This window comes from Pseudomonas salicis, from assembly GCF_057128705.1.
On record NZ_JBSKHU010000001.1, the window covers coordinates 873,285 to 888,180 of the forward strand.

Annotated in this window: 13 protein-coding genes and 1 pseudogene; 9 read left to right on the top strand and 5 right to left on the bottom strand. The window is 55.7% G+C overall.

Features of this window, described 5'->3' with window-relative positions:
* Positions 1 to 20 precede the first annotated feature (20 nt).
* Together ACWKWE_RS04050 and ACWKWE_RS04055 are read right to left on the bottom strand one after the other, a co-directional pair.
* Positions 21 to 2,102, bottom strand: a complete 2,082-nt coding sequence (locus tag ACWKWE_RS04050; RefSeq protein WP_483849979.1) for an acetate--CoA ligase family protein — start codon at positions 2,100 to 2,102, stop codon at positions 21 to 23.
* Entirely contained in the window at positions 2,102 to 3,250 is a 1,149-nt protein-coding gene (locus ACWKWE_RS04055; protein ID WP_483849727.1) for an acyl-CoA dehydrogenase family protein, read from the bottom strand. Before ACWKWE_RS04055 ends, ACWKWE_RS04050 begins: the two co-directional genes overlap by 1 nt.
* 107 nt (positions 3,251 to 3,357) lie before the next feature.
* On the opposite strand from ACWKWE_RS04055, the gene ACWKWE_RS04060 reads away from it, so the two are divergent.
* The gene (locus ACWKWE_RS04060) at positions 3,358 to 4,248 is read left to right on the top strand and encodes a LysR substrate-binding domain-containing protein (protein WP_483849728.1); all 891 of its coding nucleotides are present in this window, start codon (positions 3,358 to 3,360) and stop codon (positions 4,246 to 4,248) included.
* A gap of 3 nt (positions 4,249 to 4,251) precedes the next feature.
* Here ACWKWE_RS04060 and ACWKWE_RS04065 read toward each other — a convergent pair whose 3' ends face one another.
* Complete coding sequence (locus ACWKWE_RS04065) at positions 4,252 to 5,112, bottom strand: PhzF family phenazine biosynthesis protein (RefSeq protein WP_483849729.1); 861 nt, start codon at positions 5,110 to 5,112, stop codon at positions 4,252 to 4,254.
* A 187-nt stretch (positions 5,113 to 5,299) separates the two neighbouring features.
* Here ACWKWE_RS04065 and ACWKWE_RS04070 point away from each other — a divergent pair, with 187 nt between their 5' ends.
* The 8 genes from ACWKWE_RS04070 to ACWKWE_RS04105 all read left to right on the top strand — a co-directional run bounded on the left by ACWKWE_RS04070 (position 5,300) and on the right by ACWKWE_RS04105 (position 13,036).
* Positions 5,300 to 6,100, top strand: a complete 801-nt coding sequence (locus ACWKWE_RS04070) for an AraC family transcriptional regulator (protein ID WP_483849730.1) — start codon at positions 5,300 to 5,302, stop codon at positions 6,098 to 6,100.
* 268 nt (positions 6,101 to 6,368) lie between these two features.
* Positions 6,369 to 7,124 carry a glutamine ABC transporter substrate-binding protein GlnH gene (gene glnH / locus ACWKWE_RS04075; protein WP_483849731.1) on the top strand — a complete coding sequence of 252 codons (756 nt, stop codon included), beginning with the start codon at positions 6,369 to 6,371 and terminating at the stop codon, positions 7,122 to 7,124.
* Positions 7,125 to 7,172: 48 nt separating this feature from the next.
* The gene (locus ACWKWE_RS04080; RefSeq protein WP_483849732.1) at positions 7,173 to 7,826 is read left to right on the top strand and encodes an ABC transporter permease subunit; all 654 of its coding nucleotides are present in this window, start codon (positions 7,173 to 7,175) and stop codon (positions 7,824 to 7,826) included.
* Complete coding sequence (gene glnQ / locus ACWKWE_RS04085; protein ID WP_483849733.1) at positions 7,823 to 8,545, top strand: glutamine ABC transporter ATP-binding protein GlnQ; 723 nt, start codon at positions 7,823 to 7,825, stop codon at positions 8,543 to 8,545. The genes ACWKWE_RS04080 and glnQ overlap by 4 nt, the downstream gene beginning before the upstream one ends.
* 35 nt (positions 8,546 to 8,580) lie before the next feature.
* Complete coding sequence (locus ACWKWE_RS04090; RefSeq protein ID WP_483849734.1) at positions 8,581 to 9,642, top strand: alcohol dehydrogenase; 1,062 nt, start codon at positions 8,581 to 8,583, stop codon at positions 9,640 to 9,642.
* 31 nt (positions 9,643 to 9,673) lie between these two features.
* Positions 9,674 to 11,110, top strand: a complete 1,437-nt coding sequence (locus ACWKWE_RS04095; protein ID WP_483849735.1) for an NAD-dependent succinate-semialdehyde dehydrogenase — start codon at positions 9,674 to 9,676, stop codon at positions 11,108 to 11,110.
* Between the two features lie 16 nt (positions 11,111 to 11,126).
* Positions 11,127 to 11,627 (top strand): RidA family protein, encoded by a 501-nt coding sequence (locus ACWKWE_RS04100; protein ID WP_483849736.1) that lies wholly within the window; start codon positions 11,127 to 11,129, stop codon positions 11,625 to 11,627.
* Positions 11,628 to 11,659: 32 nt separating this feature from the next.
* Entirely contained in the window at positions 11,660 to 13,036 is a 1,377-nt protein-coding gene (locus tag ACWKWE_RS04105; protein WP_483849737.1) for an aminotransferase, read from the top strand.
* A 113-nt stretch (positions 13,037 to 13,149) separates the two neighbouring features.
* Here the strand turns inward: ACWKWE_RS04105 and ACWKWE_RS04110 are convergent, their stop codons facing one another.
* Entirely contained in the window at positions 13,150 to 13,893 is a 744-nt protein-coding gene (locus tag ACWKWE_RS04110) for a methyl-accepting chemotaxis protein (RefSeq protein WP_483849980.1), read from the bottom strand.
* 114 nt (positions 13,894 to 14,007) lie between these two features.
* Positions 14,008 to 14,829: pseudogene (locus ACWKWE_RS04115) on the bottom strand (cache domain-containing protein); the annotation flags it as partial.
* Between the last annotated feature and the right edge of the window lie 67 nt (positions 14,830 to 14,896).

Here is a 14,896-nt window from a genome sequence, read left to right on the forward strand (position 1 = left end):
CTCAGTGACCTCGCCAACGATCACTGCGTGAATACGGTTATTAGCCCGTCAACGGCCAAGACGCCTTCACCTTCGGGCATCACGATCAAGGGATTCACCTCCGCCTCATCAACCACGGCATTGCTCAGCGAAGCCAATCTTGAAAGGCTCACGAGCGCTTGGGCCACAGCCTCAAGATCCCCTTTGGGTTTGCCTCGGAAACCAGCCAGGGCTTTAAGCCCTTTGACCTCGGAGATCATCTCGCGGGCAGACTCAATCGTTACGGGCGCAAGCCTCATCGAACGATCCCGGTAGATCTCCGTCATCACTCCACCAGCAGCGAGCATGACCAGATAACCCACCTCTGGATCTCGGCGCAGCCCGATTAGGACTTCACCAACCCCACGTGTCTGAGCCTGTACCAGAACTTTCGTCAGTTCGATGTCGGGCAAACACTCCGTAACCGATTTCCCGATCGTGTTGATTGCTCGGTGCAGCTCGGCTTCATTGCGCACGTTTAACACCACACCACCCACTTCCGTTTTGTGAGCAATCTGGTCATGCAACACCTTCACAACAACAGGAAACTCGAAGGGCAGTTCAGGAATCGGCGCATCGATCTCCAGTGCAATCGAGGGCGCGCTGTCGATACCAAGTTTGGTGAGAAGGCCATACGCATCAAGCTCGTTGAGCGTGCGCGCTTTACCAACTGGAGCTCGCGCCGCCGCTCCCTGGGGAGATGGCGGTCTACGCCGGCCCAGAGCAGCAATAGCATCCGCACAGCTCTCCGGCGTACGGAAAGAAGGTACTCCGGCTTCACCGAGCAACATGATTGCCTGCGGCGCCTCTGGCACAACAAAACAGGCCAACGGTTTATTGCCGTGACGCGCGTCAATGATTGGCTTCACGGCGAGCTCAGGCTGCGTCCGCGCCGAAGAACCTACCACTGCCAATATCAAGTCAAACTCGGGGGCGTCCATCAAGACATCAAGGGCATCTCGCATCACCGAGTAACGTGTGCCGGCAAGTGTCAGATCGATAATTGATCCAGCGCTGACCGCGATGTTGCGCTCGCGAAGTCGACGTAAAGTCTCCGCACTGGGAGGGACCGCATTAACATCACGAATACCGAGTTGATCCACTGCCATCGCTGCTCCACCACCCGTAGTGGTGATAACACCCACTGCCAAAGGGCGTGTGCGGTGGACGCTCGGCATGCGCGCCAGCAAAGGTGCAATTTCCAGCAGTCCTTCAAACGTCTCCACGCGGGCGATACCGCAATCACGCAAGAAGGTATCCGCGATCAAATCCTCACCAGCGAGCGCACCGGTGTGAGAGACCGCCAATTCAGCAGCCACCTCCGAACGTCCAAGCTTATAAGCCGCCACTGGCTTGCCTCGGGCCGCAGCCGCGATCGCAAACTCACGAAGTCGATCAGCGTGACGCATCGACTCTAGGAACAGCAGATAACCTGTGATGGTTGGGTCGTCCAGCGTGGACGAACAGATCTCTCCGATTGAAAGGTCGACCTCGCCCCCCACGGACACCAAGCTGTGAAAATCCAAGGAACGTGTCGCCCCCCTGGAAATCATTGCCCCAATCAAGCTGCCGCTGTGCGACGCACAGAAAATGCCACCAGCTTTCAGACCAGGTTCTGCGAACGCAGCATTTGCAGTCAGCGTCAGATGGGATTTGACGTTCACCACGCCGATGCTCGATGGCCCCAAGATGCGCACTCCGTGCTGCGCACCAAGCGTCTTGAGTAGCTCCTCGCGCTCAACGCCGGCTTCCCCTGACTCGGAGAAACCGCCGGCGAGAATGGTCACGAGCTTGATACCCAGAAAGCCACATTCCTCAACAGCATTAATCGCCAGATCACTATTGGTGAGAATGAATACGTGCTCAGGTTTCTCCGGCAGATCACTCAACGACTTGTAAGCGACTTCACCCTGAATGGTCTCGCGGCTCGGATTGACGCAGTAAATCGTGCCCTGGTACCCAGAACGCCGCAAAAATGCCAGCGGCCTCGCAGCCGTTTTTGACAGGTCATCAGATACGCCGACCAACGCCACCACTCGTGGCCGGATCAATGCGTCTGCCAGTGCTCGCCCTGTCAACGTCATCACTTGGCCCTCTGGTCAAAGCGACGCTCGAAGATATCTTCGGCGATGCGATTCTTGAGAATTTCGATAGAGCCCCCGGCGATCATCCAGCCACGGGTACGCTTCACGCAGTACTCAACCAGAGATTCGCTGGAGTAGCCGTAACCACCCATGACCTGCAAGGCTTCGTTCGCCACTTCAAAACCTGCCAGATTGCAGCCCAGCTTGGCGATCGATGTTTCGTAAGCAGTGGGCAGACCGTTGTCGGCGTTCACTGCAGCCCGATACAGCAGCAATTGAGCACTGTCGAGCTTGAGGGCCATCTCAGCGAACTTCCACTGCAACCCCTGGAACTCGCACAGAAGGCGGCCAAACTGCGAGCGGTTCAAGCAATGCTCGCGAGCGATGTTGAATGCATGACGACCAAGCGCCACTGCGCGAGAAGCGTTGCCGATACGCTCCACGTTGAAGCCGGAAATTTGCTTCTTGAAGCCACCCGGCCCAAGCAAAACGTTCTCTTTCGGAATCCGGCAATTCTCGAAGTACAGCTGCGACCACTCCTCCCCACTCATAAAAGGGGAAGGCTGCCCTACGTCGAATCCGGGTGTACCGCGCTCGATGATGACCGAGCCAATGCCGTCCAGGCCTGGACCGAAACGAACGTAGATGAGAAACAGATCGGCATGAGGGCTGTGAGTCGAGAACACCTTCGTGCCTTTGATGACGTAATGGTCACCGTCTTCGCGCGCACTGGTCTTCAACTCTGTAACCGCAGAGCCCGCCTCAGGTTCGCTCATACCCAACGCCATCAGGCGTTTCCCCGCGAGCAGGTCAGGAAGATAACGCTGCTTCAGATCATCGCTGGCGTATTCTGCGAATGTGCGAATAGCGCCGAAGTTGCCGGCTTGAACCAAATCCGCTGACTTTGGACAGACCATCGCCAACTCTTGAATCGCGATGACCGCGTCCATGAGCTGGCCACCGATCCCTCCGTCGGCCTCGGGGATCGTAATGCCGAAGAGGCCTTGATCCACGAGTAACTGCACGATGTCAGCCGGGTAATCGGTGGAGTGGGCACGCTCAAGTGCTCCGTCGGCCAATTTGTCCTTGGCGAATCGGCGGATGGCATCCTGAAAAGCACGTTGATCGTCTGTCAGCTCAAAATTCATTTTTATTAATGCTCTTATGGGTTCAACTGACCACCATCATCTGGCTGCTAGCTCGGGAGGACAAATTCCGATACTGTAGTGATCCATGAGTTTTTGGTATGGCTCCCATGCGACGCATCCCTCCCCTAAACGCTCTCAAGGTATTTGAAACGGCCGCCCGGCTGGGCAACCTGACCAAAGCAGCAGAGGAGCTGAGCGTATCGCAGTCGGCTGTCAGCCGGCAGATCCAACTGATCGAGGATTACCTGGGAGTTCGCCTGTTTCAGCGCGAAGCCAGAGGCGTGTCCCTGACCAAGGTAGGCATGGAATACCAGCAGGAAATCGGCCCAGCGTTTGCCGGAATCGTGCGCGCGACCGAGCGAATACATCGGCAGGACAAGACATTGCGAATCCGAGCGTACACAACGTTCGCTGCGAAATGGCTGCTTCGCTACCTACCTGGATTCGAAGCGGCGTATCCCAATATCAAGGTACAGCTAAGCACAGGCGTTAAGCCTGCGAACTTTGATCGGGATGAACAGGACATATCGATTGAATTTGTAAGGGATGATCAGGCGGGGCCCTCAGCACTCAAATTGTTCTCTGACATCATCGAGCCTGTTTGCAGCCCCACCTTACTTCAAGGAAAGGCGCCGTTAGACGCTCCCGAGGATCTCCGTCATTTCAAACTACTCGACTCGCATTACCGCACCGCTGACTGGCCAGATTGGCTGACCTTTGTCGACGGCATGCATCTGAACAATAAGGACAATCGAGCGTCGCTCCCCAGCTCCCTGCTGGCTTACCAAGCAGCTGCCGAGGGGCTCGGAATAGCAATGGGGCAAACCCGACTCCTTAAACAAGAGTTGGAGTCGGGACGATTGATCACACCGTTCAATAGGCCAATGGAGCGCGCCGCGGGCTACTATTTGCTGACCTCAACCACTCAAGAACACAGCTACGGGGTAACCATTTTCTGTGAGTGGATACAGCGACAAATACGCGACGCGATCGCTTGATTTCTAAGCGCGCGGAGCACCATCCGCCCAGATGACCTCACCACTAAGCCAGCAGCCAGCAGCGCGTCCCTCTTCATCGTAGCGGGCTTTAACCTCAATCAAAGAAGGTGAGCCCATTGCCTCACCTTGGCTAATGGCGCAGACCGCCGTTGGATCTGCGGTGCCCGTCTTAGCGAGATATCCCCATAATGCTGCCGCAGCAATCCCAGTCGCTGCGTCCTCTGGATATCCTGAAGCCTTTGGAAACTGGCGCGCGCTGTACATGCCCGAAGAAGACTCCGCGAACGGATAAAGCCCTGTCGACCCGATGACTTCACAGACGGCTTTGATTGATTTGAAATCCGGCTTGAGCGTGTTGAGAATATGAGTGTCAGACAGCCGAATAAGTGTTTTCACTCGACTGGTGGCGGCATTCACCACTGTGAAGTTTTCTGAGCCTGCAGGCAGGCCCAAAACGCTCGCTATCAAATGAGCTTGGTCGTCGCTGAGGGTCTCAACGGTCACAGGCGGCTGGGAAATCCATACTCGTTTAGTAGGCTCATCCCAGACAACTTGCACCTGTCCGCTTAAAGTTTGCACCCAAGCCACGTCCTCTTGCCACAGTCCCCATTGACGCAAAGCCCACATGGTGCCCACCGTCGCATGCCCACACATTTCCATCTCATGCTCGGGCACAAAAAATCGAAGGTGATAGTCACATTCCGGGTCGCCGACAGGCATCACGAAACAAGATTCATGACCGTAGTGTAGCGCGACTTTTCGCATCTCATCCGCGCTCATATTAGAGGCGTTTGCAACCAGTGGCACAGGGTTCCCGCCACCAGAATCCTTGACAAATACTCTGATCAAATTGACGTCACTCAACGGTTTACTCCTTGGCGTTGGACGATAAAGAGGCACAGCCTATGGGGGCTTGCCTGCCCTATCCAAACCAATAGCCGCCAACGCCCAATCCGTTTTGCGGCAGTGGACGCCCGTCAGTGAACAGTTGCACGCGGCACTGATGATGTTGAGACTGGGGGCACATACCGATTCCGGCGGAGCCTTGGTTATGACGATTACCGCGTATATGTCATCAAAACTGCCAATGGCTTCTGAGACCGGTTTTGCGTTGCAGTTGAGTCAGCAACCGAAGTACGAATATCGATGGCATATGCATGACTGCGCCATGCTGCTGTGGCCACGACTAGGCGGACTCAAGACCACTTGGGCCGACGCAGAAGGCGAAGCCCCATCAGAAGCAGGCAGTATCACGCTGACTCGCGGCATCGCTCTTCTTTTGCCCGCTTCCGTTGCCCATCGAACGCGCTCCGAAACCGTTCGCCAACACCACGGAGAGCTGTACCTCGCTCCCGATCTGATCGACCTCACTAAACTGGTGGGGCCAGTTCACTTAGACGGATCAAGCCAGGCAATGCTCGAAGCGCTCATGTCCCCAGTGCTCAAGCCGAGCAGTGCTGAATGGCTGGTTAAAGCGCTGGTTGAGCAACTAGGCAGCAGCCGACGCATGCATCTGGCACCAGCATCGGAGGCCCTCAGCGCGCAGATGATGAGAGCATTTATGCGCGGGCTGGACGATGGCTGCGAGATGCCCTCAGTTGAAGCGGTCGCCTGCCTCCTCGGGGTTTCAACCCGCACCTTGCAGCGGGTCTGCCAAGATGAGCTAGGGGTTAGCCCGGTAGCTGCACGCCGCCGACTGCTGGCAACACGCGCAATGGAAATGCTGAACAGCGGCCATCGTCTGTCCGCCGTGAGTAGCGCGCTGGGCTTTGCCAACAGCGGTCACCTCACACGCTTGCTGGAAAGCTTAGGGTTGCGACCAAACATTCACGGCAGCTCAATCAAACCTTGATACCTGGTTCCTAGCTCGTACCTGACCGTTTGCCTTACCCACGCACTCAGACTCGAAATTGCTGTCGCAAATTGGATCAGCCCCAGTCGCGCTTTGGTTTTGTCTCACCCCCTCCCCGGTCCTAACATCAAACCGTCAGCGAGTGAAACAGCTGACCCATTCAGCACAATAAGACACCCACAATTCGAGATCCGACCCGCGCCATGGCGTGGATCAAGTTCCATTTCTAACTGCCGCATACTGATATTAAACTAATAAAGGATCAATCATGCGCCGTTTCCAGAAGCTCAAGCATTGGCTTATCGCTATTCCTCTTTCCTTAACCGCAGTATTCGCCAGCGCAGAGGAGGAATTAGTCGTAGGTTGCAACACATCTTTTCTTCCGTTCGAATTCAAGCAAGGCAATGAATATGTAGGCTTCGACATCGACCTGTGGCGTGAAATCGCAAAAGGCCTAGGTGTCAAATGGCGGCTCCAGCCTATGGATTTCGGTGGCTTGGTCCCTGCTCTGCAGACCCGCAACATTGATGTGGTCCTGGCCGGATTGTACATCAAGGAAGAACGCAGAAAAGTGATCGACTATTCAGATTCTTATTATAAGACCGGCGAGAGCGCCATCGTCAGCATCAATAACAACGACATTACTAACGCAGAGTCATTAAAAGGAAAAGTCGTCGCAGCCGAAACAGGAACAGCCACTGTTTCTTATCTGCAATCGTTGAAGACCGTCGATGTAAGGCAATATCCAAACATCGTGAATGCCCTGTTGGAACTACAAACCGGTCGTATTGACGCCGTAGTTCACGACACGCCTAACTTGGTGTACTACGCGAACACAGAAGGCAAAGGCAAGGTCAAGCTCATCACGCCTCCTATCGTGACCGGTCTGGACTACGGTATCGGCTTTCAAAAAGGTAGTCGCTGGGTTGAGCCGGTCAACAAAGAGCTGGCCAAGATCAAGGCAGATGGTCGCTACGAGCAGCTGCACCGCAAGTGGTTCGGCCAGGCTCCAGATCCGGCTTGATTTGCGAACGCAGGATCTAGACGTCACAGCCAACGGAGACTACCTCGCATGAACTTTGATTGGGCGGCCATCCCAGCCGCATTGCCGGATCTGCTAGCCGGTCTGCAGGTCACTATCTTTATCTCGGTGTCCGGTTTGATCGCGGGCTTGATCATCGGCGCATTGACAGGGACAGCATTGACCTACGGTCGAGTGCTGAATGCATTGGCCCGCGGATATGTTGGCCTCATTCGCGGGACGCCAATCGTCGTCCAGGTGATGTTCATCTACTTCGCGCTACCTATGCTGGCGGACCTGCGCATCAGCGGGGTCAACGCGGCAATCATCACTATCGCACTCAACTCAGGGGCATTCTTCGCTGAAATCGTGCGTGGTGCGCTTCAGGGGATCCCTAACGGCTTACGCGAAGCAGGTCTCGCAATGGGGTTGCCGTTCTGGCGTGTGCTGCTCTATGTGTTGGCGCCGTTGGCTGTGCGCCGTGCAATTCCGGCGCTGGGAAACCAGGTGATATCGAGCATTAAGGACACCGCCATATTCCTGGTTATCGGGGTCGCCGAGTTGACCCGAGAAGGACAGGCAATCATGTCGGCAAACTTCAAGACCGTCGAGATCTGGAGCACTGTTGCCGTCATCTACTTGCTGCTTATCAGCGCAGTGGCAGGACTGCTGCGACTGCTTGAACGAGGCACAGCTACGCCATGATTCAATTCGAAGGCACCATCAAGCGGTATGGCGACCACACGATCCTCAACGGAGTGGACCTGAAGATCACTCAAGGTGAGGTCGTCGTCATCATCGGGCCGTCTGGCTCCGGGAAATCCACTTTGCTTCGCTGCATAAACGGTCTTGAACACATCAGTGGCGGCGATCTCAAGGTAGACGGAATTAGCGTTCTGGGCGGCTCAGCCCAACTGCGTCAAATCCGTCTCGAAGCAGGCATGGTATTTCAACAATTCAACCTGTTTCCTCACCTGACGGCTTTGGAAAACGTGATGTTCGGGCCTATTCGGGCCCGGGGGCAATCCAAGGCTCAAGCACGAGAGATAGCTGCACAGTTGCTGGACAAGGTCGGCCTAAGCAATCGCCAGCATCATTACCCATCACAGCTCTCCGGTGGACAACAGCAGCGAGTGGCGATCGCTCGCGCCTTGGCCGTGCAGCCCAAACTCATCCTGTTTGACGAACCCACCTCAGCGCTCGACCCCGAGCTTCGACATGAGGTTCTCAAGGTGATGCAGGCGTTGGCCGCTGAAGGCATGACGATGGTCGTGGTGACCCACGAAATCGGCTTTGCCCGCACGGTAGGCTCGAGGCTCTTGTTTATGGATGGAGGAACGATTGCGCATGACGGTCCCCCATCAGACCTGCTGACCAACCCACCCAGTCAACGACTGCAGGAATTTCTGCAGCACATTCACTGACCCTTTTATCCATCTTGAATCGACGGGTACGCGTAATGAAAGCATGGGCTGTATGCGAATGCGGGCAACCGCTGCGCCACCTTGAGCTTGAAACTCCGGAGCCCGTTGGCACCGAAATTTTGCTCGAGGTTGCGTACTGCGGAGTCTGCCACTCCGACTTGCACATCTGGGATGGCTATTACGATTTAGGCGGATCAAAACGACTACAGATGACCGAACGTGGAATGACTCTTCCACTGGCCATGGGGCACGAGGTGGTTGGCCGTGTTGCCCGCCTCGGCCCGGATGCATCAGGCGTTGAAGTCGGTGACATGCTAATTGTTTATCCATGGGTGGGCTGCGGGGAATGCAGCGCATGCAAAGCCGAACAAGACAATATGTGCCAGCAGCTCAGAAGCATCGGGGTATATCAGCATGGGGGCTACGGCTCTCACGTGGTTGTGCCTCATCCGCGTCATCTTGTGGACCCTGGCAACCTTGATCCCGCCGTTGCGGCCACCTACGCGTGTTCAGGGATCACAGTACATGCAGCACTGCGCAAGGTACTGCCACTACCACCCGAAGAATCGCTCGTGCTTATCGGCGCTGGCGGCTTGGGACTGGCTGCGATATCGATGGCCATAGCGCTCGGGCATACCAAGATCGTAGTGGTGGAAATCAGTCCAGAAAAACGTGAAGCAGCGCTACTGCATGGCGCCTCTGACGTGGTGGACGCAGGTGGTGAAGATGTCGCAGCACGCATCATCGAAACATGCGGTGGCCCAGTTGCTGCAGTCATTGATTTCGTAAACGGGTCCAGTAGCGCCCGGTTCTCATTTGACAGCCTGCGCAAAGGCGGAAAGCTGATACAGGTAGGTCTGTACGGCGGAGACCTCACCATCCCGCTGCCCATCATGGCGACCCGCGCGTTGACCGTCCAAGGCAGCTTCGTCGGATCGCCCGCAGACCTGCGCGCTGTCGTCGCGCTCGCCCAGACCGGCAAGCTGGCCCCCATCCCCGTAGAGATAGTCCCTCAAGAGGATGCAAATCAGGCCTTAGTGCGCCTGCGGGAAGGCTCGGTAAACGGCCGTCTCGTGCTGCGCGCGGAATTGCCTTGATAGGTTGAGACACGACCCTCAGGAGAGATCTATGAATTACCCCAATACCCTGTTGTATATCAATGGTTCGTGGCGCCAGGCCTCGGATGAAAAAACACTTGCGATCATCAGCCCAGCAGACGGGTCAACCATAGGCTCGGTCGCGAGTGCCACAATTGAGGACCTTGACCTTGCCCTCAGTGCCGCGTCGCAGGGTTTCCTCGCCTGGAAAGACACCCCTGCCTTCACTCGTGCCAAGGTGATGCGTCAGGCGGCTACCCTGATTCGAGAGCGATTCGAATCGATTGCGCACCTAATGACGCTCGAACAAGGAAAACCGCTCGCTGAATCCAGAGCGGAGACACTTGCAGCTGCCGACGTGATTGACTGGTTTGCATCAGAAGCCTTGCGAACTTATGGACGTGTAATCCCTTCTCGCAGTCGGCACGTCGCTCAGATGGTCATTCGCGAGCCGGTCGGTCCAGTCGCAGCTTTCGCTCCATGGAATTTTCCGCTCAATCAGATCGTGAGGAAAATTTGCGCGGCGCTTGCGGCAGGTTGCTCGATCATCGCTAAAGCTCCCGAGGAAACACCCGCATCTCCTGCCGCGTTGATTCAGGCCTTCGCAGATGCGGGTGTTCCCCCTGGCGTTTTGAATCTAGTGTTCGGCGACCCGGCCCAGATCTCGTCTTATCTGATCGCCCATCCTGTGATTCAAAAAGTGACCTTCACCGGATCGACTCCTGTCGGCAAACGACTGGCAGGCATGGCGGGGATTCATATGAAGCGCATGTCGATGGAGCTTGGGGGCCATGCCCCGGTCATCGTCTGCGCTGATGCAGATATCTCGGTTGCAGCCCAGACAATGGCAGCCAGTAAATTTCGTAACGCTGGGCAGGTGTGCATCTCGCCCACTCGCTTTCTGATTCAAGCAAGCGTCTATGAGCGCTTCGCATCTGAGTTCGTAACGCATGCGAAAGCTATTCGCGTAGGCCATGGCTTGTCACCTGACACCGGCATGGGACCGCTGGCGAACAGCCGGCGCCTGGCAGCAATGAAGGCCTTTACAGAAGATGCGATCGCATGTGGCGCCGAGTTGCTCTGCGGAGGCGAACAGGTAGGGGAACAGGGGTGTTTCTTTCAACCTACGGTTCTTGGACATGTACCGGCGACCGCCAGAGCAATGAATGAAGAACCCTTCGGCCCTTTGGCACTGCTGAGCTCTTTTGAAGATCTCGATGACGCCCTGACCGAAGCTAATCGGCTGCCTTACGGACTTGCCTCCTACGCATATACGACGTCGAGCGCTACTGCACATCGGCTTATTCAAGGTATCGAAAGCGGGATGCTGTCTATCAACCACGCGGGTTTGGCGCTCCCTGAAACACCCAATGGTGGCATCAAGGATTCTGGGCATGGCGCTGAAGGTGGCAGCGAGGCGATCGAAAATTATTTAAACAGCAAGTTTGTCACGCAGGCTAATGCTTGAGTGCTGGAGGACCTTTATGACAGCCGTTACACCCGAAAAGCGACTGGCAGCATCAGGCCTAAACCTCCCTCAAGCGCCTAAGCCCAAGGGCCACTACGCGCCGTACTCCTGCCTCATCGCAGGTTACGTCAAACACGTGAGTATTAGCGGGCAGACCTGCCGCATCGATGGCGTAGCGCTGCAAGGTGTCTGCTCAGAGCGAAGCGATTTGGAAACTCCGCGGGCTGCTGCACGCGTAGCGATGCTCAACACATTGGCGGCCCTCAACCTGGCGTGCGAAGGTCAACTGGGGCAAGTCATGCACCTGGTTCGATTGCGCGGCTTCATCCGAAGCGATGAAAGCTTCACTGCTCACACTGCGGTCTTAGACGCCGCCTCGGAAATCCTCGCAATAGCGTTTCCCAGCCTTCCTTTACCTGCTCGCACAGCGGTCGGAGTCAGCAGTCTGCCCGATAAAGCTTGGGTCGAACTTGAGCTGGACGTTCACATCAAGACCGACACCGCCCCCGTTTCCTGACGAGCTTCATTTCCATTACTGGAGGTATCAGCATGACTCAATACGACGAATTGTTTGAAGCGGACCGTGCGCACTTCATGCATCCATCCACACATGCACATGACCATGCCACTGGAGCGCTCAAGGGAAGAATCATCAAGAGCGCCTCGGGCATCCGCGTAAAAGACAGTGAGGGACGCGAGTTCATCGACGGATTCGCCGGGCTGTATTGCGTGAATATCGGATACGGCCGCCTTGAAATTGCTGAGGCGATGTATGAGCAAGCGAAGCAGCTGGCTTATTACCATACCTACGCCGGGCATTCGTCCGAAGCGATCATCGAGCTGTCGCGCCGGATCATCGATTGGGCTCCAACAGGGATGAAGAAAGTCTATTACGGGCTTTCTGGTTCAGATGCCAACGAAACCCAAATCAAACTTGTCAGGTACTACAACAACGTTTTGGGCCGCCCGCAAAAAAAGAAAATCATCGCACGCCAGCGTGCCTATCACGGTTCGGGAATCATGAGCGGGAGCCTCACCGGGCTGCCCAGCTTCCATCAGAACTTCGATCTGCCTCAGCAAGACGTCAGGCACGCCATGTGCCCACACTTTTACAAAGCGCCTGCCGGGATGGATGAGGCTGCGTACGTCCGCCTGTGCGCCGAGGACCTTGAGCAGCTCATTCTAAAAGAGGGGCCTGATACCGTTGCGGCATTCATTGGCGAACCAGTAATGGGAACGGGGGGAATCATCGTTCCTCCGGTTGGTTACTGGGAGGCTATCCAGGCAGTGCTTTCCAAATACGACGTACTGCTAATTGCAGACGAGGTTGTCTGTGGTTTTGGCCGTCTGGGCACTCCCATGGGTAGCCAATTTTTCAATATGAAGCCGGACCTGATCACTGTCGCAAAAGGTTTGACCAGTGCATACGCACCAATGTCGGCCTCGATCATCGGTGAGAAAGTCTGGGATGTCATCGAGCAGGCGTCGACGCGCGAAGGCCCGATGGGCCACGGTTGGACCTACTCGGGCCATCCAGTATGTGCAGCTGCTGCGCTGGCGAACCTCAATATCCTCGAGACAGAGAACATCGCTACGAACGCGGCGCAGGTTGGGGCCTATTTCAATCAGCGTCTTCGCGAAGCGTTGAAGGACAGCCCTATCGTTGGCGAAGTACGAGGTGTAGGAATGCTCGCAGCGGTTGAGTTCGTAGCCGACAAAGACCAGCGTACTCCTTTCGACCCTGCGAGAAAGGTTGGCCCCATGATTGCGGCCGCATGCATGGAGCGCGGGCTAATCGCACGGGCATTGCCGCATGCTGATGTCCTCGGATTCGCACCGCCTCTGGTGTTGACGACCGCCGAAGCAGACGAAATCATTTCTATCACTCAAGCGTCAATCGAAGCAGTGGCCAAAGAGGTCAGCTAAGCCGGTAACGCGCATCGACAGCCGACTGAATCAAGGCGCCACCCTGTGGCGCCTTGATTCAGGGCATGAAGCACCCAAGCCTACGTAATACGGCTTGAGTACAGGGCGACTATTTAAACCTGAAATTGATGAACAGCATCTCCAAGACTCGAGCTCAGATTCGCCAATTTGCGCGTAGCTCTTGAGCTTTCATTGGTTTTCTTCGCCATGTCTTCAGAAGCCAATGCGATTTGCTGAACGCTTCTGTTGACGTCTTCCGAGACCACCGTCTGCTGATGAGCCGCACTCGCGATCTGGGCGTTCATCGCATTTATCGTGCTCACCAGGGACGTGATTTCCGAAAGCGCCGCCATTGCTTTTTCTGCCTCACCGCTGGTCGATCTACCCGCCTCACAAGACTGCTGCATCGACTCGACAGTTGCCGCCGCTCCTGATTGCAATCGTCCAATCATCGATTGAATCTCAAGCGTACTGGACTGTGTTCGACTCGCTAACGCTCGAACCTCGTCGGCTACAACCGCAAATCCCCTCCCCGCCTCGCCAGCCCGAGCGGCTTCAATAGCGGCATTCAAGGCCAACAAATTTGTCTGCTCCGCAATTGAACGAATAACTACCAACACCCGCTCAATAGACCCGACCTCGAATTGCAAATGGTCAAGCGCAGCGCTGCTGCTTTCCAGATTGGCAGTCAACCCATGTACATGCCTAACACTTGCTTCAACCACTTTCCGGGCCGCACTTGCCAGATTTTCGGCATTAGTCGCCGCCACGGACGCCTCGGCGGCGCTACCTGAAACCTGAACCGCTGCAGCGGACATCTCGTTGATCGCCGCAGCCACCTGATCGGTCTCAATCATCTGGAGTTGGGTTGCTTGTTCGGTGAGCTCAACCTGGCCAGAGACGCTCAAAACATGATCGTTCAAGTGGCTGGTGATGTCTTTTACATGGCCGACAAGGCTGTGAATTTTATCTACGAACCGGTTGAAAGCTCCGGCCAGGTCCCCGATCTCATCGTTACCCGACACGATGATTCTCACGGTCAAATCACCGTCGCCTGCGGCTACCTGATCCAGGTTATCGCGAAGCTTTTTGAGTGGCTTGAGCATCCGCCGGATGAGCACCGTTGCCACGGTCGCCAATATCAGCAGAACAAACACGCTCAGCGCGGCAACCCACTTCACAACTCGGTGATTCCGGTTCTTGAGTTCAACCGCGATGCTATCCATTTGAACCGCGATATCATCGAGATTGACCGATGTACCAATCATCAAATCCCATTTATCTAGGTAGAGCGCGTACCCGATCTTGCTTACCAGACGATCGCTGTCAGGCAAAGGAAAACTGTAGGCCTGAAAATGCGAACCGCTTTTGCCAGCAGCCACAAGAGCGTTGACCACATAAACACCGTTGGGGTCTTGGAAGTCCTTGAAGCTGGTTCCTATCTTGACGTCTTTATCGGCCCAAAATACTCGGACGCTCTGCGAGTCATAGCCAAAATAATATCCATCCTTCCCGTAACGCATTTGCTTCAAAAGCTCCACCGCCTTCGCCCGGGCTACAAGGTCGCCAGGCGCAGAGCTACGATAAATAGGCTCGATGATGCTCTGGGCGATTTGAACCGAGTGTTCAAGGGAGGTCTTTCGTTCCGCTATCAGCAGGTCATTCATTTCTACAAGCTGCTCATCTGCAGCTCGCCGAAGCTCGAGAATCGATACTGCGGCCGTCAGCGACGCCAGTATGATGAGAGGAAATATGCAAAGCAGGACGAGTCGGGTCTGAATGGATATACGCATCGATGATACCGCTGTTCGTTGGATTCGGATGGCCTAAACGTGGCTGCAAAAGCGGGATATAGATCCT

Coding starts and splice junctions, on each gene's coding strand:
- ACWKWE_RS04110 (WP_483849980.1), bottom strand. CDS start 13,893: ATGATTGAGACCGATCAGGTGGCTGCGGCGATCAACGAGATGTCCGCT.
- ACWKWE_RS04095 (WP_483849735.1), top strand. CDS start 9,674: ATGAATTACCCCAATACCCTGTTGTATATCAATGGTTCGTGGCGCCAG.
- ACWKWE_RS04070 (WP_483849730.1), top strand. CDS start 5,300: ATGACGATTACCGCGTATATGTCATCAAAACTGCCAATGGCTTCTGAG.
- glnH (WP_483849731.1), top strand. CDS start 6,369: ATGCGCCGTTTCCAGAAGCTCAAGCATTGGCTTATCGCTATTCCTCTT.
- ACWKWE_RS04060 (WP_483849728.1), top strand. CDS start 3,358: ATGCGACGCATCCCTCCCCTAAACGCTCTCAAGGTATTTGAAACGGCC.
- ACWKWE_RS04105 (WP_483849737.1), top strand. CDS start 11,660: ATGACTCAATACGACGAATTGTTTGAAGCGGACCGTGCGCACTTCATG.
- ACWKWE_RS04080 (WP_483849732.1), top strand. CDS start 7,173: ATGAACTTTGATTGGGCGGCCATCCCAGCCGCATTGCCGGATCTGCTA.
- ACWKWE_RS04050 (WP_483849979.1), bottom strand. CDS start 2,102: ATGACGTTGACAGGGCGAGCACTGGCAGACGCATTGATCCGGCCACGA.
- glnQ (WP_483849733.1), top strand. CDS start 7,823: ATGATTCAATTCGAAGGCACCATCAAGCGGTATGGCGACCACACGATC.
- ACWKWE_RS04090 (WP_483849734.1), top strand. CDS start 8,581: ATGAAAGCATGGGCTGTATGCGAATGCGGGCAACCGCTGCGCCACCTT.
- ACWKWE_RS04100 (WP_483849736.1), top strand. CDS start 11,127: ATGACAGCCGTTACACCCGAAAAGCGACTGGCAGCATCAGGCCTAAAC.
- ACWKWE_RS04055 (WP_483849727.1), bottom strand. CDS start 3,250: ATGAATTTTGAGCTGACAGACGATCAACGTGCTTTTCAGGATGCCATC.